This is a genomic window from Winogradskyella thalassocola (genome assembly GCF_900099995.1).
Taxonomy (GTDB): domain Bacteria; phylum Bacteroidota; class Bacteroidia; order Flavobacteriales; family Flavobacteriaceae; genus Winogradskyella; species Winogradskyella thalassocola.
In genome coordinates, this window is record NZ_FNCZ01000007.1 from 35,903 (window position 1) to 58,530 (window position 22,628).

20 protein-coding genes are annotated in these 22,628 nt (G+C 33.7%); 14 read left to right on the forward strand and 6 right to left on the reverse strand.

Going from position 1 to position 22,628, the window contains the following annotated elements; translation table 11 throughout:
• Positions 1-41 precede the first annotated feature (41 nt).
• The 8 genes from porV to BLT80_RS14780 all read left to right on the forward strand — a co-directional run bounded on the left by porV (position 42) and on the right by BLT80_RS14780 (position 11,512).
• Positions 42-1,280 (forward strand): type IX secretion system outer membrane channel protein PorV, encoded by a 1,239-nt coding sequence (gene porV / locus BLT80_RS14745; RefSeq protein WP_092469333.1) that lies wholly within the window; start codon positions 42-44, stop codon positions 1,278-1,280.
• 79 nt (positions 1,281-1,359) lie between these two features.
• Positions 1,360-1,842 carry a cytidine deaminase gene (gene cdd / locus BLT80_RS14750; protein ID WP_092469335.1) on the forward strand — a complete coding sequence of 161 codons (483 nt, stop codon included), beginning with the start codon at positions 1,360-1,362 and terminating at the stop codon, positions 1,840-1,842.
• A 111-nt stretch (positions 1,843-1,953) separates the two neighbouring features.
• Positions 1,954-2,955 carry a pyruvate dehydrogenase (acetyl-transferring) E1 component subunit alpha gene (pdhA, locus tag BLT80_RS14755; protein ID WP_092469337.1) on the forward strand — a complete coding sequence of 334 codons (1,002 nt, stop codon included), beginning with the start codon at positions 1,954-1,956 and terminating at the stop codon, positions 2,953-2,955.
• A gap of 3 nt (positions 2,956-2,958) precedes the next feature.
• A complete protein-coding gene (locus tag BLT80_RS14760; protein ID WP_092469339.1) occupies positions 2,959-4,599 on the forward strand; it encodes a pyruvate dehydrogenase complex dihydrolipoamide acetyltransferase in 1,641 nt (546 codons plus the stop codon).
• Between the two features lie 16 nt (positions 4,600-4,615).
• Positions 4,616-5,101, forward strand: coding sequence for a hypothetical protein (locus BLT80_RS14765; RefSeq protein WP_092469341.1), 486 nt, complete (start codon positions 4,616-4,618; stop codon positions 5,099-5,101).
• Between the two features lie 93 nt (positions 5,102-5,194).
• Positions 5,195-6,175 (forward strand): M28 family peptidase, encoded by a 981-nt coding sequence (locus BLT80_RS14770; protein WP_317041777.1) that lies wholly within the window; start codon positions 5,195-5,197, stop codon positions 6,173-6,175.
• A complete protein-coding gene (locus tag BLT80_RS14775) occupies positions 6,168-6,851 on the forward strand; it encodes an SDR family NAD(P)-dependent oxidoreductase (protein ID WP_092469345.1) in 684 nt (227 codons plus the stop codon). Before BLT80_RS14770 ends, BLT80_RS14775 begins: the two co-directional genes overlap by 8 nt.
• A 620-nt stretch (positions 6,852-7,471) precedes the next feature.
• A complete protein-coding gene (locus tag BLT80_RS14780) occupies positions 7,472-11,512 on the forward strand; it encodes an FG-GAP-like repeat-containing protein (protein WP_092469347.1) in 4,041 nt (1,346 codons plus the stop codon).
• Here the strand turns inward: BLT80_RS14780 and BLT80_RS14785 are convergent.
• A complete protein-coding gene (locus tag BLT80_RS14785) occupies positions 11,509-12,000 on the reverse strand; it encodes a hypothetical protein (RefSeq protein ID WP_092469349.1) in 492 nt (163 codons plus the stop codon). The two genes, BLT80_RS14780 and BLT80_RS14785, sit on opposite strands and share 4 nt — an antisense overlap.
• Positions 11,997-12,887, reverse strand: coding sequence for a hypothetical protein (locus BLT80_RS14790; RefSeq protein WP_092469351.1), 891 nt, complete (start codon positions 12,885-12,887; stop codon positions 11,997-11,999). Before BLT80_RS14790 ends, BLT80_RS14785 begins: the two co-directional genes overlap by 4 nt.
• A 127-nt stretch (positions 12,888-13,014) precedes the next feature.
• On the opposite strand from BLT80_RS14790, the gene BLT80_RS14795 reads away from it, so the two are divergent.
• Genes BLT80_RS14795 through BLT80_RS14810 form a run of 4 tightly spaced genes read left to right on the forward strand, consistent with a single transcriptional unit; the run spans position 13,015 to position 17,058 of the window.
• Positions 13,015-13,851: a DUF4349 domain-containing protein gene (locus tag BLT80_RS14795; protein WP_092469353.1), complete on the forward strand. Its 837-nt coding sequence runs from the start codon at positions 13,015-13,017 to the stop codon at positions 13,849-13,851.
• Positions 13,852-13,876: 25 nt separating this feature from the next.
• Positions 13,877-14,476, forward strand: a complete 600-nt coding sequence (locus BLT80_RS14800; RefSeq protein WP_092469355.1) for a SprT-like domain-containing protein — start codon at positions 13,877-13,879, stop codon at positions 14,474-14,476.
• Positions 14,473-15,555: a mannose-1-phosphate guanylyltransferase gene (locus BLT80_RS14805; RefSeq protein ID WP_092469357.1), complete on the forward strand. Its 1,083-nt coding sequence runs from the start codon at positions 14,473-14,475 to the stop codon at positions 15,553-15,555. The genes BLT80_RS14800 and BLT80_RS14805 overlap by 4 nt, the downstream gene beginning before the upstream one ends.
• A 3-nt stretch (positions 15,556-15,558) precedes the next feature.
• On the forward strand, positions 15,559-17,058 hold the full coding sequence (locus tag BLT80_RS14810; protein ID WP_092469359.1) for a DUF389 domain-containing protein: 1,500 nt from the start codon (positions 15,559-15,561) through the stop codon (positions 17,056-17,058).
• A 3-nt stretch (positions 17,059-17,061) separates the two neighbouring features.
• Here the strand turns inward: BLT80_RS14810 and BLT80_RS14815 are convergent, their stop codons facing one another.
• Together BLT80_RS14815 and BLT80_RS14820 are read right to left on the reverse strand one after the other, a co-directional pair.
• Positions 17,062-17,829, reverse strand: a complete 768-nt coding sequence (locus BLT80_RS14815; protein WP_092469361.1) for an ABC transporter ATP-binding protein — start codon at positions 17,827-17,829, stop codon at positions 17,062-17,064.
• A 2-nt stretch (positions 17,830-17,831) separates the two neighbouring features.
• A complete protein-coding gene (locus BLT80_RS14820) occupies positions 17,832-18,581 on the reverse strand; it encodes an MlaE family ABC transporter permease (RefSeq protein ID WP_092469364.1) in 750 nt (249 codons plus the stop codon).
• 99 nt (positions 18,582-18,680) lie between these two features.
• On the opposite strand from BLT80_RS14820, the gene pafA reads away from it, so the two are divergent.
• Complete coding sequence (gene pafA, locus BLT80_RS14825; RefSeq protein ID WP_092469367.1) at positions 18,681-20,348, forward strand: alkaline phosphatase PafA; 1,668 nt, start codon at positions 18,681-18,683, stop codon at positions 20,346-20,348.
• A 9-nt stretch (positions 20,349-20,357) separates the two neighbouring features.
• On the forward strand, positions 20,358-21,164 hold the full coding sequence (locus BLT80_RS14830; protein ID WP_092469370.1) for a DNA/RNA non-specific endonuclease: 807 nt from the start codon (positions 20,358-20,360) through the stop codon (positions 21,162-21,164).
• A 66-nt stretch (positions 21,165-21,230) separates the two neighbouring features.
• Here BLT80_RS14830 and BLT80_RS14835 read toward each other — a convergent pair whose 3' ends face one another.
• Positions 21,231-22,082 (reverse strand): glycosyltransferase family 2 protein, encoded by an 852-nt coding sequence (locus tag BLT80_RS14835; protein WP_092469671.1) that lies wholly within the window; start codon positions 22,080-22,082, stop codon positions 21,231-21,233.
• A gap of 23 nt (positions 22,083-22,105) precedes the next feature.
• Positions 22,106-22,627 (reverse strand): class I SAM-dependent methyltransferase, encoded by a 522-nt coding sequence (locus BLT80_RS14840; RefSeq protein ID WP_092469372.1) that lies wholly within the window; start codon positions 22,625-22,627, stop codon positions 22,106-22,108.
• Between the last annotated feature and the right edge of the window lies 1 nt (position 22,628).

The window sequence follows — 22,628 nt, forward strand, 5'->3', positions numbered from 1 at the left end:
TTAATACTATTGAAGAGGTATTAATATTTCAAAAATTGAACATGAAGAAACATTTTATAACCCTTATCGCACTTTTAACAATTGGAACTACAAATGCTCAGACAACAGTAGTTTTACCAGATAGTTTTGATAGTAGAGTTATCACTACAGGCTTACCTTTTATGTTAATTGCACCAGATGCTAGATCTGCTTCTTTAGGAGATATGGGTGTCGCAACCTCAGTAGATGGGTTTTCACAACAATACAATCCTGCAAAATATGTGTTTTCAGAAACCAAGCAAGGGGTTAGTATAAGTTATACTCCTTATTTAACGCGATTGGTAAATGACATTTCCTTGAGTTATGTAACGTATTTTAATAGAATAAATGATGTCAGTGCATTTTCTGTAGGTCTTAAGTATTTTTCACTTGGTGAAATTGTTTTAACTCAAGATGCTAATGATCCTGGTACTGCCGTTAAGCCTAACGAATATGCTATCGATGGAGCATACACCTTACGATTAAGTAATCAGTTTTCTATGGCTGTAGCTTTACGTTATATGAGATCGGCATTAAGAATAGGGCAAGTAGATTCTAATGCACAACCTGGCAGTACTTTTGGTGCTGATATTACTGGTTATTATCAAAGTGAAGAAGAAGCTTATAATGATTTTAATGGACGATGGAGAGCAGGTTTTGCAATTCAAAACTTAGGACCAAAATTTAAGTATGATGATGCTGGTAATGATGTTTTTCAACCTACAAATTTAAGATTAGGAGCTGGTTTCGATTTTATCTTCGATCAATATAGTAAACTAGCTGTTACCGGAGAGGTTTCTAAATATTTAGTGCCGACACCTCCTATTTATGGTAATGAATATAACTATGAAGACGATAATGGAAATGGCCAGTATGATGAAGGAGAAGAGTATGGTAATCCAATTACTAGAGATATTATCATAGATGGTCAAGATCCTGATGTTAGTTTTTTAAATGGAGTGTTTCAATCGTTTGGTGATGCGCCAGGAGGTTTTAGTGAAGAGCTAAGAGAGTTTACTTGGGCATTAAGTGCAGAATATACATATCAAGAGAATTTTTCTTTTAGAACTGGTTATTTTAATGAAGCCGATGATAAAGGGGCGCGTAAGTTTTTTGCGCTTGGAGCAGGATTTAAATATACCACTATAAATGTAGATTTATCATACTTATTCTCAGCGTCTAAGATCCAAAGTCCTTTAGAAAATACCTTGCGTTTTTCACTAACCTTTAATTTTGGTGATGGTGAATACGATGAATATTAAAATTTATAACTAAATTGAGATATTAAAAACTATTGTTTATTAAAGCAATAGTTTTTTTGTCTAAAATAAATAGCAAACTATGAAGGAAGTCAAAATAGAAACCACATTACAAGTCTATGATGATATTAATGAGCTTCCTAAGGCTATTCAAAACTTAATGAATACAGCCATAGAAGCGAGAGAGAATGCGTACGCACCTTATTCAAAATTTAATGTAGGAGCTGCTATTTTACTCGATAATAGTATTGTGGTCATTGGAAGTAATCAAGAAAATGCATGTTTTCCTTCGGGTCTATGCGCAGAACGCACAGCAATATATTATGCTGGAGCAAAGTATCCAAAAGCCAAGATTTTAAAAATGGCAATAACGGCTTCATCTCAAAATCAAGTCACGGATAAACCTATTCCACCATGTGGAGCGTGTAGGCAATCTATAGCAGAATACGAAATAAAACAAGATCAACCCATCGAAATTTACTTCATGGGAGCGCAAGGCAAGGTGGTAAAATCAAATTCATTGGCTAATTTATTGCCACTTCTTTTTGAAAGTTCAGTATTATAAGGTTTTCGTTGCAAAAAAATCAGTAATCTTCCTTTTTTTTACGATATACTACTTCTTCATTATTGTCTAAAGTGTTATTTTTGTTATTCTATTTAAAGAACTCATCAAGAAATGCAAAAAATAACTAAAGAAGTTTACCTAAAGTGGTACGAGGACATGTTATTCTGGCGTAAGTTTGAAGACAAACTTGCCGCAGTTTACATTCAACAAAAAGTTAGAGGATTCCTTCACTTGTATAATGGTCAAGAGGCTGTATTAGCAGGAGCTTTACATGCTATGGATTTAACCAAAGACAAAATGATTACAGCATACCGTAATCACGTTCAGCCAATAGGCATGGGTGTAGATCCGAAACGTGTTATGGCAGAGTTGTTTGGAAAAGCAACAGGTACATCAATGGGGCTTGGTGGATCTATGCATATTTTCTCTAAAGAATTTCGTTTTTATGGAGGTCACGGTATTGTAGGTGGTCAGATTCCTTTAGGAGCTGGTATTGCATTTGGTGATAAATATCACGATAAAGATGCTGTTACTATTTGCTGTTTTGGTGATGGTGCTGCGAGACAAGGATCGTTACACGAAACGTTTAATTTAGCAATGCTTTGGAATTTACCAGTTGTATTCGTTTGTGAAAACAACGGTTATGCGATGGGAACTTCAGTAGCACGTACTGCAAACCATACAGATATTTGGAAACTAGGTCTTGGTTATGATATGCCTTCTGGACCAGTAGATGGGATGAATCCTATTAAAGTTGCTGAAGCTTTTGATGAAGCAATTCAACGTGCTAGAAAAGGTGGTGGACCTTCATTTTTAGAAGTGAAAACATACCGTTATAGAGGGCATTCAATGTCTGATGCACAGCATTATAGAACAAAAGATGAGGTGGCTGAGTACAAGAAAATTGACCCAATTACACAAGTAAAAGATATCATTCTTGAAAATAAATATGCGACCGAAGCAGATTTAAAAGCGATTGACAAAGATGTTAAGAAACGCGTTGCAGAGTGTGAGAAATTCGCAGATGAATCTCCATATCCAGAAAAGAATGTGATGTACGATGTTGTATATGAACAAGAAGATTACCCATTTATAGACCACAAAATTAAGTAAACTATGGCAGAAGTAATAAATATGCCGCGTTTGAGCGACACCATGGAAGAAGGAACTGTTGCCTCTTGGTTAAAAAAAGTTGGTGACAAAGTTGAAGAAGGCGATATTTTAGCTGAAATCGAAACAGATAAAGCAACGATGGAGTTCGAATCTTTTAACGAAGGAACGCTATTGCATATTGGTATTCAAGAAGGTGAAACTGCTAAAGTTGATACCCTTTTAGCTATTATAGGTGAAGAAGGTGAAGATATTTCTAGTTATTTAAGTGGAGATTCAACATCAGATGACTCTGAAGAAGACGTAAATTCTGACTCTGAAGAAAAAGAAACTGAAACCGAAACTGAAAGTTCTGATTCTAGTGAGGCGCAAGAATTACCAGAAGGAGTTATCGTTGTTACCATGCCACGTTTAAGTGATACCATGGAAGAAGGAACTGTGGCGACTTGGTTAAAGAAAGTTGGTGATGACGTTGAAGAAGGTGACATTCTTGCGGAAATTGAAACAGATAAGGCAACAATGGAATTTGAATCGTTCCAATCTGGAAATTTATTACATATTGGTTTAGAAGAAGGTGAGTCTGCTAAAGTAGATTCATTATTAGCGATAATAGGTCCTAAAGGAACTGATGTTTCTGGGATTGCTAAAAATTTTAAAACTGAAGGCTCAGAAGCAAAGAAAGAAGCCCCTAAGGCTGAAGTTAAAAAGGAAGCGCCAAAAGCTGAAACTAAAAAAGTAGAAGCGCCAAAAGCTGAAGAAAAGAAAGAAGCGCCAAAAGCGTCAGCGTCAACTTCTGGCCGTATTTTTGTGTCTCCATTAGCTAAAAAAATGGCTGAGGAAAAAGGTGTTGATTTAAATCAAGTTAAAGGGTCTGGTGAAAACGGTAGAATTGTAAAGAAAGATATTGAAAACTTTACACCTGCTGCACAGGGAGCATCTGTCGGTAAATTTGTTGCCACTGGTCAAGAAGATTTTGATGAAATACCAAATTCAAACATGCGTAAAGCGATTGCTAAAAACTTAGCAAAATCTAAATTTACGGCACCGCATTATTATTTAAATGTGGAGTTTGATATGGAAAACGCCATTGCATTTAGAAAGCAATATAATTCTATCCCAGATACTAAGATTTCATACAACGATATGATTGTAAAGGCATGTGCTTTAGCATTAAAGCAGCATCCTCAAGTAAATTCACAGTGGTTTGATGATAGAATGCAATTAAATAACCACGTTCACATTGGTGTCGCAGTTGCAGTGCCAGACGGTTTATTAGTACCAGTTGTTAAATTTGCGAATGAGCAAAGTTTAACTCAAATTGGTGGAGCTGTTAAAGAATTAGCAGGTAAAGCTAGAAATAAAAAGTTAGGACTAGACGAAATGGAAGGTAGTACTTTTACAATTTCTAACTTAGGAATGTTCGGTATTGATAGTTTTACATCAATTATCAATCAGCCTAATTCGGCAATCTTATCTGTTGGAAATATTGTTGAAAAACCAGTAGTTAAAGACGGACAAATTGTAGTTGGTAACACCATGCAACTTTGTTTAGCTTGCGACCATAGAACGGTTGATGGAGCTACAGGTGCTCAATTTCTTCAAACTTTGAAAGGTTATATTGAAAATCCTGTGACGATGGTAGTGTAATTTGGTGATATAAATAATGGCGTTTAGACTAAAAATAACCTCTATATTATTACTAATATGTATCTGTTACTCGTGTAGTGATGATGATTCTGAGAATAACTTAAGGCAAAATCAAACTATAATATTTGGCTGGTTTGGAGATGGTTTATGTAGTGGTGACTGTACTTCAATATACAAGCTAGAGGATAATAAAGTCTATAGAGATATAGATTATGCGGATATATCTGATATGCCTTTTCAGGGTAACTTTCAGGAAATGGAAAATGCAAATTTCCAAGATTATGTTGCTTTAATAAATCAATTGCCTAGTGATATTTTTAGTGAACCCAATGGCTATTTAGGTTGTGTTAACTGTACAGAAGATGTAGGTGGTTTATATGTAGAATATGATGTAAACGGTGAAACCAAAATATGGAAGATTAGAAACGGACAATCTCCAGATTATGTTCAAACATACAGAAGTCTTATACTAGATAAATTGGCCGAGTTAAACAGTCTTTAATAGATTGAACTTTATACAATGAATCCTGTATCTCCCGATTGTTATCTGGATTGATACAGGATTTTTTTTATCTTTAAACACAAATATATCTTAATGATGAAAAAAATACTTTCAATAGTCTCAATCGCCTTGTTTTGTTCTTGCGCTTTTAATGTAAATGCGCCAGATGGAACCCCTGGAAAAGAGGGTGAAAATGCTAAGCCTATAATTACACAAGAATCCATTAAAGCAAGTATGAACTACTTAGCTTCAGACGAATTAGGCGGAAGAGAAACAGGAAGTGAAGGGCTTGAAAAAGCAGCCGTGTTTATTGAAGAGTATTTAACGTCTAATGGAATTAAACCGTACTTTAAAACTTATCGCGATTCCTTTAAGTTAAAAGATATAGACGCCTATAATATTGTGGGTGTCGTGGAAGGGAATGATCCTAAACTTAAAAATGAATATGTTATTCTTGGTGGGCATTACGATCACATAGGACAAGGGAAAGTTGTAGAAGGAGATTCAATTGCAAATGGTGCTAATGACGATGCTTCAGGTACTATTGCCGCTATGGAGTTTGGAGCTTATTTTGCTAAAACAAAATCCAATAAGCGTAGTATTTTAATTACCTTATATGATGCTGAAGAAAGGGGATTAAAAGGATCTGCGCATTTAGCAGCACGTTTAAAAAATGAAGGCATAAATGCTTACACAATGATTAATTTTGAAATGATTGGTGTACCTAGAGCTTCAACCGAAGCGTTGGCTTATATGAGTGGTTACGAGCGCTCTAATTTTGCAGAAACTTTAAATAGATATGCAGGGGAGGAAGTTGTTGGTTTTTTTGAAGGCGCAAAAAAGATGAGTTTATTTATGAGATCAGATAACTTTCCTTTCTTTAAAGAGTTAAATATGCCTGCGCATGCCATTTCAACCTTCGACTTTACAAATTTTGATTACTATCACCATGTCGATGACGAAGCCGATAAAATGGATTATTTACACATGGCGAATTTCATGAATAAAATGATTCCTGCTTTAGAAGGCATGATGAATGCACCAACAAAAGAAGTGATTTTAAACGATGAGTAAGAACATAATTATTACAGGAACAAGTAGAGGAATAGGTTTTGAATTGGTTCATTTATTAGCGGATCAAGGTCACAACGTGTTAGCCCTATCTCGAAATGCAAAACCAATTTCTAATCTTCATTTTGATAATATTTCGTCATTTTCATTTGATTTATGTAATGAAGACGATTACCAAAAAGTTGTAGATTTCGTTAAAAGCGAATGGAACCACGTGGATGTTCTAATCAATAATGCGGGAGCGATATTAAATAAACCTTTTGCAGAAACAACATTTAAGGACTTTGAAAAAGTTTACCGAACCAACGTATTTGGCGTCTCAGAATTAACTAGAACGGTGCTTCCTTTTATGAAAAGTGACGGCCATGTGGTAACAATCAGTTCTATGGGAGGTATTCAAGGGAGTATGAAATTTCCGGGCTTATCTGCTTACAGTTCTAGTAAAGCGGCTGTTATTACTATGACTGAATTATTAGCGGAAGAATATAAAGAATCAGGCCCACAATTTAACGTGTTGGCATTGGGAGCTGTACAAACCGAAATGTTGGAAGAAGCCTTTCCAGGGTACAAAGCACCGACTACAGCTATAGAAATGGCACGATATATCCAAGATTTTGCTTTAACTGGGAATAAATATTATAACGGAAAAGTATTGCAGGTTTCTAATTCTACTCCTTAAAATTAAATTTTTAGCTTGAGTCTCTTGTCAATGAATACATATAACATTATTTGATCATTTAATTATTTCTATTTTAGGAAATATATCTTATCATAAGAAACGAATATTTGTCTCAAAATCTTGACCTCTAAATTGGGCATTACTACCCTTATTATCTAATGCATTTACAAACATAGAGTCAAAAAAAAACGAATATTTACCATCTTCACAGTATTGTGAGTCGGAAGAACGTAGGAGGTATTGTTGATACAGACACTACTGTTATTTGTGGGCTTGGTGGTAAGTTTCTGCATGTTGTCAATTTTATTTATGTTTATCGTATTTTTTGGATTTTATTAGTTTCTCGATATTTTGTTAGCTTTATTAACTTTTTTAAATGGTATTTCAGCGTCTTTATCGTTGAAGTTTAAATCTGGATAATACTTTCGCGCCAACGTTTAATGGTCTTTTCGTTATGCTTGTTTTTTTAGTTATTTCAAGATTTGTATTGTTAAGAAATAAGTCCTAATAAGCGTTTTAATCAACGACTTTAAGGTTTTAAAGTATGCTGTAATATGTTATTGTTGTAAAAGTTAATAGAATGTTAATGCTTATTTTTATATTTATAAAAAATTTTTAACATGATTAAAAAACTACACAATAAACAACTTTCCGTTATTCTTGGTTTTATAGTGATTTTTATAATTCAAAATGGTTATGCTCAAGTCTTTAATCATGTAGAAAACACCGTAGGATTAAGCGTGCTTCAAGAGAATAATGGAGTAGCAGTAGCAGATTATGACGGTGATAATGATTTAGATATTTTTGTTGTAGCAAAGGCAAAGGACGATCCAAGTCGTCCTAAAACTTTAAGTCGCTTATTCCAAAATAATAATGATGGCTCCTTTACCGATGTTACAGAAGTAGCTGGTTTTATTAATTTATTGTCTCAAGATGAAGGAGGTAGTGGGTATTTTGGATTAGATGGTAATAAAAGTGGCGCATTTTGGGGAGATTTCAATAATGATGGCTATCCTGATTTATTTTTAACCAATTCACTAAAAGTGCAATTGTGGAAAAATATGGGTAACGGCACGTTTTCCAATATAACCACAAGTGCAGGATTTCAGCCTACAAACCTATGTCGATATACGGGTGCAACTTGGTTTGATTATAATAACGATGGTTTTTTAGATATTTATATTAATGATTGGAATGGGTGTGGTAGTAATCAACTCTATAAAAATAATGGTGATGATACATTTACAGATGTTACTGTATTAACGGGATTGTTTACTAGTATTGGAAGACCGAGTTACACGGCATTACCATTCGATTTTAATGACGATGGATTTATGGATCTATTGGTTACAAATGACTTAAGTAAGGCTAATTACCTTTATATAAATAATAATGGTACTACCTTTACAGATAGTGCTTTAGCTTATGGTGCTAATACTATGGGTGATGATATGGGAATTACCATAAGTGATTATAATAGCGATGGTAATTTTGATATATTTATAACAACAATTGATCAAAATTTCTTTCTTCATAATAATGGTGATAATACGTTTACCGAAAGGGTAAGTGATTTTGACTTTTTTAATACGGGATGGTCTTGGGGAGCTAAATTTTCGGATTTTGATTTAGATGGTGATGAAGATTTATTTATAGTTAATGGCTTTGATTTTGGTAATAGAGATGCAGAACCGAATTTCTACTATAGAAGTAGTTTTGTCCAAGGTGAGGACAAATTTGAGGATGTGTCATCTCAATTAGGATTAAATGAAGTAGCTACCAGCGTTGAGGTTATTGATTGGGATTATGACAATGATGGTGATATTGATTTATTTGTGACTAATAGTGATAGACCATCATACTTATACGAAAACAAAACATTAAGTTTTGATATTACAAACACTGAAGTACATTTCTTTAAAATTAAATTGGAAGGAACAATTTCTAATCGAGATGCCATTGGTACAACACTCACACTAACAACTGAAAATGGAAGTTTAAAACGATATAATTCGGGTGTTGGTGTATTAAGCCAGAGTTCGCAAGCTGTTCATTTTGGTTTAGGTGACGTTACTGATATTATCTCTTTAGAAATAAAATGGCCGTCAGGTTTAATTGAAACCTTTAATGATTTAAATGCCGATACGACAATCAAAGCTACTGAAGGGCAAGGCTATGAAGTGTTGAATATTATCCCAAGTCAGAAGATTTATGGGTGTATAGATCCGTTGTCGTGTAGTTATAATCCAGATGCTACATTACCAGATAACTCTTGTACATATTTAGAATCCAATGCTATTATTGGTAATTTATCGTCATCTTTTTTACAGACTGAAGTCTATACTTGTAATATTGGAAACGAATCCATAGCAAATTGGCAGGTTGTTGGAGGTGAAATATTAAGTGGTCAAGGTACAAATACAATTACGGTAAAATGGCATTTAGAAGAATCTGGTTCAATATCAGTTATAGAAATTAGTGAGCAATGTAATAGTTTACCAACATCGGTTCAAGTTAGTTTAGGAATTGATAACCTTCCCGAAGACATCTCCATAGCGCGTTTATGGAATGAGGCATTGCTAGAAGCTATTAGGCGCGATTATGCAAGGCCAACTATTCATGCAAGAAATTTGTTTCATTCAAGTGTGGCTATGTATGATATTTGGGCAATTTATGATGACGTCGCTGCTCCTTATTTAATTGGTAATACCGTGCATGGGTTTAGTAGTACGTTGGAAGATTTTAGTCCATCTGCGAGTATAGAGGATTCCGAGAAAGAAGCGATTAGTTTTGCTATGTATCGTTTGCTAACGCATCGTTTTCAAAACTCTCCAAATATTGAAGTTACTCAAGCTAGATTCGATTTAATAATGGACAAATTGGGCTATAATACAACCTATACATCCTTGTTATATGAGAATGGAAGAGCAGCAGCTTTAGGTAATTTTGTTGGACAAACGTTAATAGATTATGGACTACAAGATGGGTCAAGAGAGGCTACAGGGTATAACAATGGTTATTATGAGCCTGTAAATGCACCTTATGCTTTAGATTTATTTTATCACCCTCCAATTAACGATCCTAATAGGTGGGAGCCACTAAGTTTAGAAACCTATATTGACCAGAGTGGAAATCTTATAGATGGTAGTGTGCCTCCGTTTTTAAGCCCAGAATGGGGAAATGTATCTTCTTTTGCATTAACAGATGAAGATAGGACGACTTATGAAAGAGATGGGAATCTATTTAATGTGTATCATGATCCTTCAAATCCGCCTTATATTAGTACGACAGAAAACACTTCAGAAAGTGAAGCCTATAAATGGGGTTTTTCAATGGTATCTGTTTGGCAATCGCATTTAGATCCTAGCGATAATGTTATGTGGGATATTTCACCAAGTTCAATAGGTAATGTAGATATTAGCACATTTCCAACAAGTTATGATGACTATCCAGATTTTTACAATTTTACAGAGGGAGGGTCAAATAGTAATGGCCATGCTATAAATCCGTATACAGGTAATCCTTACGAGGCAAATATTGTGCCTCGTGGTGATTATACTAGGGTTTTAGCAGAGTTTTGGGCAGATGGTCCAGATTCGGAAACTCCACCAGGTCATTGGTTTTCACTCTTAAATTATGTTAGTGACCATCAAGCATTTGAAAAGCGTTTTAAAGGTGAGGGCGAAATTCTAGACCCATTAGAATGGGATGTTAAATCTTATTTCATACTAGGCGGAGGTATGCACGATGCAGCGATTTCTGCATGGAGCATCAAAGGATGGTATGATTATATTAGACCTATATCTGCACTTCGATATATGGCAGAACAGGGACAAAGCACAGATCCATCCTTAATTAATTATAGTGTTTCTGGAATAGAGTTAATTGACGGTTATATTGAAGTCGTTGATGAAGAGGATCCCTTAGCTGGTTTTTTAAACCTAGATGTTGGGAAAATAAAGGTGTATACATGGAAAGGTCATGACTATATTAGTAATACAGAAACTGACCAAGCAGGAGTTGGGTGGATATTAGCCGAAAATTGGTATCCCTATCAAAGACCAACATTTGTAACACCCCCATTTGCAGGCTTTGTATCTGGTCATTCTACGTATTCTAGAGCGGCAGCAGAACTAATAACCATGATTACTGGTGATGAATACTTCCCTGGAGGTATAGGTGAATTTGTAGCAAAAAAGAATGAGTTTTTAGTATTTGAAGAAGGACCATCACAAGATGTTGTTTTACAATGGGCAACCTATAGAGATGCTTCAGATCAAACGAGTTTAAGTCGTATTTGGGGTGGAATCCATCCTCCGGCAGATGATATTCCTGGACGATTTATTGGTCAAGTTGTAGCTGAAGACACATTTAGTTTTGCAGTGCCTTATTTTGAAGGAGAGATATTACATGTCGATGAGGTGGCTGCAAAAATAGGCGTGTACCCTAATCCAACAACAAATAGAGAGCTAAATATCTCAAATACAAATACTAATGATGTTATTGCTGTATATGATATGAGAGGTCGAAAAATTGAAATACAAAACAGGCGATATGATGCGCTTACAAATACAACAACTATAAAGTTAACTTCTGCAGAGACAGGTTTGTATTTATTGAAGGTAAATGCAAATTCTAAAATGATTGTAGTTAATAATTAATCCTTGTAGCTTGTAAATTCAATTTTTATTGCGGTCTTGGTTTGCCCTTCAATTGTAAGATTATGTTTTTTTATGATGGCTTTTAACGAATCTATTTTTACAGAATTATGCTGTTTTAAAGTATAACTAAAATTAATATGTTCTGTAGAATCATTTATAGTTTCTATGTGTCCTATTCGATTTACATCAGTTATAGTTGGAGAATTTTGACTGTTTAAGCTATCTAGAATTAAATTCTGAATAATTAAAGAGCTTGATTGTAGAGCTGTTTGAAAATCTTTATTTTTTTCGGATAAGTAAACCAAGTCATAACTGTCTTGTAGTTTTTCTTCAATAATCGACAGTTCAGTGAAGTAAGGTTTTTCTATAGCTAATGTCATGGCGTCATCGAGTTCTAGACGTTCCATTTCAGAATGCTCAATAGATTTTTCATTGCTATTATTGCAACTACATAAGATTAAAACCAAAATGGTTAAATAGCGTTTCATTCTACAATAAATTTAAGTTTCACAATTTTACCATCAGTGTAGGTTTTGCTAAGAATCTTCATTTGTTTTAAACTTTGCGTTGGTGTTGTGAGTTTAGAAATGAATTCATGTTTTGTGTATAATTCGATACCTATATTATTTGGGAAAATTTGATAAATTAAAGCATCATTAGAAAAGATCTTTTCGAGATTTGCTTTATGTGCTTTCCAGTCAACAAGGTTTTTGCTAGAGTAATAATCAAGCATTAAAGCATAATCATCTGTATTTAGTTTGACTTTGCCATTGTCTATATTTTTTATCGATTTAACAATGGTATCCGTTTTATGATAAGGAGATTGTACAACAAACGTTATATAGTCAGCATCTGTCGTATACGTAAAACAACCGTTGTCATCAGATTTTATATAGATTGGAGTTTCTTCAATATTCAGAATTTTAATATCCAAACGAATTGAATTTATCGGTTGCCCTTTAATGTCATCGATAAAACAGATGGTATAGGTATGACTTCTATTGGTGAACCAAAAAGCTACTAAAATTGTAAATAGTACAATCGGTAATAGATAAAATTGTAAGGCTTTAGATTTTTGTTTGGTGACTTTGCTGTTTGCAGTTTTAAAATCAGACCAGTTTTTAAATCCAACATAAGTGCTCAGTAAATTAAGCATATCTACCCTAGGTAGTTTATCAGCATCGTTTTTAAAATAGGTATAAAACCATTTTTCGCTGACACGTGTTTTTACACGTTCAAATAAATCTTCTTGAAACACTACAATGTCATTTCCACTCCAATCTTTTACAGACTTAGAAGCATTATGTCGTTTCAGAAAGGTTTTTATAACCAATTCTTTAAGATAAATAAATAATTCTAAGTCGTTAGAAATCAATAGTTAATTTGCTTTAGTGCTTCTTTTTCAATATTGTACACCCTTTACAAGTGTTTTACAACGGCTTTACAATTGCTGATCAGTGTTTCAATATAGATTTGGTTTTAAATCTTAAAAATAAAGAATTATGAAACGTAAATCATTAAAAAGAGTATTAAACTTATGTGTGCTAGCGGTATTATTAGTGGCATGTAATCATTCAGAATCGTCTGATAATTTTGCTTTAAAAAGTGTTGATGTTGTCACCGAATTCGAAGCCGTTGAAACCGATGACATAACTACTGAGACCCCTAAATTAGAATTAAAACATTTAAAAATCATTAAATCTGCAAATGTTAGGTACAAAGTTAAAGATGTAAAAATAGCCACAGAACGCGTCAAACGTATTACTGAAGCATACAATTCTTATATCTCAGATTTACGCTTCGAGAATAATCTTTATAAGAAAGAAAACCGATTCACTTTAAAAGTACCTTCTAAAGATTTTGACGTTATTATGGATTCTATAAGCAGTGTTGCCGAATTTATTGAATATGAAAATATAACCACTAAAGATGTGACTTCCGAATTTATAGATGTGGAAGCTAGATTGAAAACAAAATTAGAGGTTAAGGAGCGCTACGAATCTATTCTTAGAACAAAAGCAAAAAGTGTTGAAGACTTATTAGGTGTTGAAGAAAAATTACAACGTATTCAAGAGGAAATTGAATCGCGTCAAGGGCAATTAAAATATTTAACCAATAAAGTGGCCTTCAGTACAATTCAGATTGATTTATATGAAACGGTAGAATATAAAGAAGAACCAGAGCATTATAAAAAAACGTTTTTATCAGAAATTAAAGACGGGTTTACTTCAGGTTGGGATATTTTGAAATTGTTTTTTATTGGTATAGTGTATGTTTGGCCATTTATAATAATAGGAATTGTAGCGTTCATTTTGATTAGAAAAAGACTTAAAAAGTAATAATTTAACGCTTATTTTTGCAGTAATGCAAATAAAGCTTTTAAATTTTATTCCTACTGCGGCGCAACCAATGATTACAGAGCTTTTAGCTATTGATCATTTGGTCGTAAAAGTGAAAAATGAGCGTAAAACGCGACACGGAGATTATAGAGAATTACCAAATGGGAAACATCAGATTACGATAAATTCTAATTTAAATGTATATCGGTTTTTAATAACATTAATTCACGAAATAGCACATTTTGAAGCCTATAAAACATACGGAAGATTTATTAAGCCGCATGGAAAAGAGTGGAAGCATACCTTTCAGCATTTAATGTTGCCGTTTTTAAGGCCGGAAATTTTTCCCTTAGAATTATTGCCATTATTAGCTAATCATTTTAAAAATCCAAAAGCGTCTAGCGATACAGATACGCAGCTCGCCTATGCCTTAAAGCAATTTGACGAAAGTAACGATAAGACCTATGTTTTTGAAGTACCTTTGAATACAACCTTTAAGCTTTATAACGGTAGAGTGTTTAAAAAAGGAAATAAAAGAAGAAAGCGCTACGAATGTGTAGAAATTAATTCGGGTAAATTATATTTGTTTAATCCCAATGCAGAAGTTGAATTATTAGAAGAATGAAGAATAAAAATTATTACGCCATTTTAATGGCAGGAGGAGTTGGATCAAGATTTTGGCCTGTAAGTACACAAGATTTTCCAAAGCAGTTTCACGATATGCTTGGTACTGGTGATACTTTAATACAAAAAACATTTCATCGCTTAGCGCAGTTAATTCCAGAAGAGAATATTTTTATATTAACTAACGAGAGTTATAATGATCTTGTTTTTGAACAATTACCAAACGTTACCAAACGTCAAGTGGTTTTAGAACCAGCCATGCGTAATACAGCTCCTTGTATCTTATATGCAGCCTTAAAAATTCAGAAAGAAAATGAAGATGCAGTAATGATTGTAGCACCAAGTGATCATTGGATTGAAGATGAAGAGGCTTTTTCTAATAATGTAAAAACGGCTTTTGATTATTGCGAATCTAACGATGCTTTAATGACTTTGGGAATTACGCCAACATTTCCTAATACAGGTTATGGGTATATTGAATATGATAAATCGGCAACGACTGAAATTAAGCAAGTCAACCAATTTAGAGAGAAGCCAAATTATGAAACAGCAAAGTCTTTTATAAGTCAAGGAAACTTCTTATGGAATGCTGGAATTTTTATGTGGAGTGCTAAATCCGTTATTTCGGCATTCAAAAATAACCAACCTAAATTGTATCAATTATTTGAAAGTGGTTACAGCGTTTACAATACAGAATTTGAAGACGATTTCATTCGTGATAATTACGAGAAGGCAGAAAACATATCTGTAGATTATGCCCTTATGGAAAAGAGTGATAATGTCTATGTGATTCCTGCAACCTTCGATTGGAATGACCTAGGGACATGGGGAAGTTTATATGATAAGTTAGATAAAGATGACAATGATAATGCGGTAGTTAATGCCAAAACGTTATTAGAAGATGCTCATGGGAATATGATTCGTTCTAAGGCGAATAAAATTGTTGTTGTCGATGGACTAAAAGATTACATAATTGTTGATAAAGACGAAGTTTTACTTATCTTTCCTAAGGCAAAAGAACAAGATATTAAAAAAGTACTTCAAAATGTGAAAGCCACTTTTGGGGAAGAATACGGGTAAACTATGAGTGACGAAAATAAATTTAACTTTTCTGAGGAAGAGCAGCAGCAAATTACCAATGAGATGAATAAGGAAGCTGCAGTTGAAGAAAAAAAAGCAGCTGTAAAAAAAGATGCTCAAGGTTTATTTGCTAGTATAAAGACATTTTTAAGCGAGCTGCTCGATTTTAGAGATGATACGGATAGAGATGCTACGATTACAGCCATAAAAGCCGATATTCCCTTTAAAGGAGCAACGGCTTGGATTTTGGTCTGTTCTATTTTTGTGGCTTCTATTGGTCTTAATGCTAACTCTACAGCTGTTGTGATTGGTGCCATGTTAATTTCGCCATTAATGGGACCGATTTTAGGTGTTGGTCTTTCAATCGCGATTAATGATATTGATACCTTAAGAAAATCGCTTATTAATTTAGCCATTATGATTGTGCTAAGTTTATTAACCGCATTTTTATTCTTCTGGTTGTTTCCATTAAGTGCGGATACATCGGAACTATTGGGTAGAACACGTCCTGATATTCGTGATGTGCTTATTGCGTTTTTTGGAGGTTTGGCTTTAATCATTGCGCGAACTAAAAAAGGAACTATTGCCTCAGTTATATTTGGTGTTGCTATTGCAACAGCCTTAATGCCTCCGTTGTGTACTGCTGGTTATGGACTTGCTATAGGGAATTGGGAGTATTTTGGAGGAGCCATGTATTTATTTACGATAAATACCATTTTTATTGCCTTAGCGACATTTTTAGTATTAAAGTTGTTGCGTTTTCCAATGCTTAAATATGCCAATTCGGCTAAGCGAAAACGAACTTCTAGGTTTGCAATGCTAGTTGCTGTGGTAGTTATGCTTCCTGCAATTTGGACGTTTTTAACAGTGCTGCAAGAAAGTAAGTATAAAAGAGATTTTGAGAGTTTTGTTAAAAGTGATATTGAAAATAATGACAACCTTTGGCTACAGCGAAAGGATGATGATTTAGATTCAGATAATAAAATAATTCGTTTGCATTTTAATGGAGATGTAAGTGATGAAATGGTTTCCGCTTTACAAAACGATATACTTAAATACGAAAGCATTAAAGATTTTGAATTAATAATAAATGCCAATAAAACCAGAAGCGCAGACCGTTTAATGGAATCATTAGATAGGGCTTATGCCGATCTAGATAGAAAAGATAATGTTATTGATGGCTTGCAAAAACAAATAGAGGAACTACAAGCTAATATCTCTAATTTAAATAAAGTTATAGAGTCTAAAAGCACCGATCAGAATGCTATATCGTTTAGTTCGCTCTCTCGTAACGCTAAGATTAAATTTAGTGATTTAGAGTATTTCGGATATGCTAAAATGTTAGAATCAAAGGATTTTATAAATATCGATACTATAACGGTAGCAAATGTAAGATGGAAAGTTCAATTACCAGATAGCATGGTTTACGTAAAAGAACGTAATTTGCAAAAGTGGTTGAAAAATGAATTGAAAGTAGATACCGTATTTATTAAGCGTAACTAAGAATTAGTCACTTTCTTCAAGATACATTTTACGTACTTTTCTAAATAACTCAGAAGAATAGACAAAGTTGGTTACAGCTTCGTTGTCGGTTCTAAATATTGTTTCACTAGAACCTTCCCATTCTAATAAACCGTTTTTTAGAAAAACGATTTTTTCGCCTATTTCCATAACAGAGTTCATATCATGTGTGTTGACCACTGTTGTGATATTGAACTCTTCGGTAATTTCTTGAATTAGATTATCAATAATTATTGCTGTTCTAGGGTCTAGACCAGAATTTGGTTCATCACAAAATAGATATTTTGGTCTGTTAACGATGGCTCTAGCGATAGCCACACGTTTTTGCATACCACCAGAAGCTTCGCTTGGCATTTTTTTGTGAGCATCATCTAGATTGACACGTTTTAAAACTTCATCAACCCGATCTTCCATTTCACTTTTACTTTGTTTTGTAAACATACGTAACGGAAACATTACATTTTCTGCGATAGTCATAGAGTCAAACAAGGCACTACCTTGAAAAACCATTCCCATTTCTGAACGTAAATTGGTTTTTTCATCTCGTGATAATTTGCTGAAATTTTTGCCTTCATAAGAAATAGAGCCACTTTCATATTCAAACAATCCTAGCAGACATTTTAAGAATACCGTTTTACCCGAACCACTTTGACCAATAACTAAATTCGTTTTTCCTTTTTCAAAAGATGTCGTTATACCTTTTAAAATTTGGGTATCACCAAATGATTTCTTTAAGTCTTTAACTTCTATCATAATTAGCCGAGTAATATACTGGTTAGTAAAAAGTTGACAAGTATTATCAATACACTAGTCCAAACAAAAGAGGTTGTACTTGCTTTTCCAACTTCTAATGCACCACCTTTCATAAAGTAGCCATAATATGATGGTATAGTTGCTAATAAAAAAGCAAACACAAAGGTTTTTATAAAAGCGTATATAAAATGAAAAGGAATAAAATCTAATTGGACTCCTTCTACATAATCTTCCATAGTACCATAACCACCATAAACACAAGCCATAAGTCCACCTAATATGCCTAAAAACATAGCAATAGAGATTACAAATGGGTATAGGGTTAAAGCAATAAATTTAGGAAATACTAAATAGTTAATGGCATTGATTCCCATTACTTCCAAAGCATCAATTTGCTCAGTAACACGCATAGTTCCAATACTCGATGTAATGAATGACCCCACTTTACCAGCCATAATTATGGAAATAAAAGTCGGCGCGAATTCTAAAATTATAGATTGACGCGTTGCAAAGCCTACCAAGTATTTTGGCATTAAAGGGCTCGTCATATTCAATGAGGTTTGTATAGCTACAACTCCTCCGACAAAAAACGAAATAAAGGCAACAATGCCGAGTGAACCAATAATAAGATCATCAATATCTTTTAAAATTAAAGGTCTCATCACGGACCATTTCGTTGGCCTGCGAAAAATATCCTTAATCATTATAAAATAGGTGCCTATATTATGTAGATAAGTTATGGGTGTTTTCATTAATGCTAAAGTATAAAAAATGATTAGTTATTAATGTTAATTTAAACTAAGATAATTTAAAAATTGTATTTTTGAGACTCATAATAACATCAAATTCAAATGAAAAATATCTTCTCTTTAATTGTTGTTTTATTTATGTTCTCCTCTTGTGGTGCACAAAATACAACTACTGATATAAAAAAGGAAATTTCGGTTTTAGAAACTACTGAAAGACCAAAGCTTGTTGTTGGAATCGTCGTAGATCAAATGCGTTACGATTACTTAACCCGATTTGAATCTAAATTTGGAGATGGTGGATTCAACCGTATGATAAACGAAGGCTTCAATTGTAAAAATAATCATTTTAATTATGTGCCAACTTATACAGGTCCTGGTCATGCTTCTGTTTATACAGGAACCACACCGAAAATTCATGGTATAATTGGAAATAATTGGTACGATAAAGAAACAAAGGAAATGGTGTACTGCGCTGGAGATGACGATGCACAATCTGTAGGAACTGAAGATGATGCAGGCAAAATGTCACCGCATAGAATGCAGACCACAACTTTTGCTGATGAGAATAGGTTATTTACGCAAGGCCAAGGGAAAACAATTGGTATTTCGTTAAAAGATAGAGGAGCAATTCTGCCAGCAGGTCATACGGCAAACGCAGCGTATTGGTTTCATGGAAGAGATGAAGGGCGTTGGATTTCAAGTTCTCATTACATGACTGAGTTACCACAATGGGTATTGAATTTTAATGCATCAACACATGCGGAATCTTATTTGAAAGAATGGAATACATTATATGATATTTCGACATACACAGAAAGTGGAGTTGATGAAAACACCTTTGAAGGTGGTTTTAAAGGAAAAGAAAAAGCGACATTTCCTTATGATTTAAAAGCATTAAGTAAAGATAACAGAGGTTACGATATTTTAAAAGCAACGCCTTATGGGAATAGCTTAACAGCAGATTTTGCAATGGCTGCAATTGAAGCGGAAGGTTTAGGACAAGATCAAATTACGGATGTTTTAGCGGTAAGCTTTTCAGCGACGGATTATGTGGGGCATAACTTCGGAGTCAACTCAAAGGAAGTTCAAGACACCTATTTGCGTTTAGATAAAGATTTGGAACGTTTATTTGATTATTTAGATACAACAGTGGGAAAAGGAGAATACACAGTCTTTTTAACAGCAGATCATGGCGCAATAGACGTGCCGTCATATTTAGGGTCGTTAAAAGTGCCTGCAGGATATGTAAATAATAAGGATAGAAAAGAGAAATTTAATACCTTTTTAAAAGCGACTTATGGTTCTGAATCTATTGTAGAGAATATTAGTAACAATCAAATATTTTTAGACAGAAATAAGGTTAAGGAATTAGGGTTAAAGCTTAGCGATGTGCAAGATGCTATTGCTATGGAGCAATTAAGCTACCTTAATGTTTCTAAAGTGTATACGGCAACAACAATGGGTTCAACAGGTTTTTTCGGAGGAATAGAAGATTTGTTGCAAAACGGCTTTAATCAAAAACGTTCAGGTGATGTGATATTGGTAAATGATACCTCTTTTATTTCTTATGGTAAAACAGGATCAACACACGGTAGTGGTTTAAACTATGACACACATGTGCCATTATTATTTTTTGGAAAAGGTATTAAGCATGGTCAAACGTTTAACAAAACGGTGATTCCAGATATTGCACCTACAATTTCAGCTTTATTAGGTATTAGTTTTCCTAATGGAGCAACAGGTCAACCTTTAGGATTTGTGATTGATTAATTTAATATTTTGAAAAGAAAACCAATTTTTACAATCATTGCAGTAATTATAGTGATTGGTATATACAGCTATGATTATTTTTTAGAGTCTAACGCGAAAACCGAGATTGTAAATGAAGGTGCGACTTTAAAAGAAAATACTAACGAGTATTTTTTACCGACTAGCACTACTAATCAAATCATACATCATAAAAACTATTCTTTATCGTATAGTGAGCCTCATGAACAAGCAGAGTGGGTGGCATATGAATTGAAGGCATCACATATAAGTTCTATAAACCATAAACGACCTTATTTTGAAATTGATAATGCCGTAAAAACAGGTGCAGCACATTGGCGTAATTATAAAAAGTCGGGTTACGACAAAGGGCATTTGTGTCCTGCTGGTGATAGACGATTTACGCAAGAGGCACATGATGAAACCTTCTTAACAAGTAATATTAGTCCACAAGAGCATAAATTTAATGCAGGTGTTTGGAATCGTTTAGAACAGAAAGTGCGCTATTGGGCTAAAAAGAACGATGGTATTTTTGTGGTGACTGGTGGTGTTCTTAAAAATGGATTAAAAACTATTGGTGATGAAGATGTCTCCGTTCCAAATCAATTTTACAAAATTATTTTAGACAACACAAACGGAAAAATAAAAGTACTTGCGTTTATAGTGAATCACGAAGATTCCGATTTACCATTGTATAAGTTTGTGGTTTCAGTTGATGAGGTTGAAGCTTTAACAGGAATTGACTTTTTTCCTGAATTAGAAGATAGTATCGAAAATAAATTAGAAGCATCAAGCAGTTATAAAAGCTGGAGTTTTTAACCAATTCCTGCGAAGGCAGGAATCTCTAATTCAAAAAGCAATAACTTATTGGTAAAATTGGGATTTTTATTTTAGAAATTTCCGCTTTATTCCATCCCAGCGTAAGTCTCTAATGAATTGACCTTCTTCATTAGAAACTAAAAATTCTAATTTATTAGATTTAGCTTTAAAATAGCCAGACATATAATCTTTAAATAATTTAAAACTTCCTTTTTTCGATGCTAATTTTAAAGCAGAGATTAAGGTGATCCAAAAGCCATAGCGCATTTTATACATAGCTTCACCTTGTAAATACTTAGAGGCTTTATTGTAAGATAGTCCTGTGGGTTTTAAGTGTTTTACATGAAGTGTTTCATCAGTAAGAATTTGCCAACCATTATATTTCGCTAATAATTCATCTACCGTATCCCATCCCATAGAAGGTTTGAGTTGTCCTATTTGTTTAAAGCAATCTTTTTTATACGCTTTTAAAGCGCCTCTAATATGATCTTTATTCGTTAGGTTTTCGAGAATCCATTCGTTTTGCTTTTCAATATAACAGAAACCAGAAGCCATACCTAAGTTTTTATTCGAATTGAAATGATAGGCTAACTGTTCTAAATAATTTTTAGGAAAAATTAAATCAGCATCAAACTTACAGATAATGTCGTAATCATCGTCAAGTGAGGCTAAGCCCTTATTAAAAGCATTAATAATTTTAGAACCAGGTAAATGTTTATCTGATGATTTTGAATTTAATAAGGAGATCCAAGGATGTTTTGAAACGTAATCTTCAACAATGTTTTGAGTAGCGTCGGTTGAATTATCATTTACAACAACTAAAGCTTTAGGCAGCACTTTTTGTTGTACTAAAGAGCCTAAAGTTTTACCAATGTAATCTTCTTCGTTGTGAGCCGGAATGATAATATAAAAGTTCAAAATTGAAAGCTGTTTTTTCAAAGTTAAACTCTTTCTGCATATACAATGTAGTAACGCGGCGTAAACCGTCTTAAAATAGGTCTAATGCCTAATTTATTCACAGGATTAGTCCATTGTTGTCTGTCTTTAATGGTCCAACCTGTTTTTTCTAATAGCCAATCGAGTTGCCAATCTTCAAACTCATGATAATGTCTATCGCGCATATCAGTTTTACTCCGATATGCAGGAGCAAACCATAATTTTAAAGGCACACTTATTACTAGTTTATTGGCTTTAATAGATTTTAAAATTTCATAAGGTGAAAATAAATGTTCGAAAATTTCAAAAGCCGTTACAACTTCTGCAGAAGACGTTTCAATTGCCGATTGATTTTCATCCAAATCTTCTCCAGTTGTATTTTCAACAGAAAATCCTTCAGAAATCATAATTTCAGAAAAGGGATTTTTAACCCCTAAATCCAAAATGGATTCTGATGTGTTGATGTGTTTTTGTAAAAACTGAAGCGTGAGTTTAAACCGTTTATTTGGATATGTTTTTTCGTACATA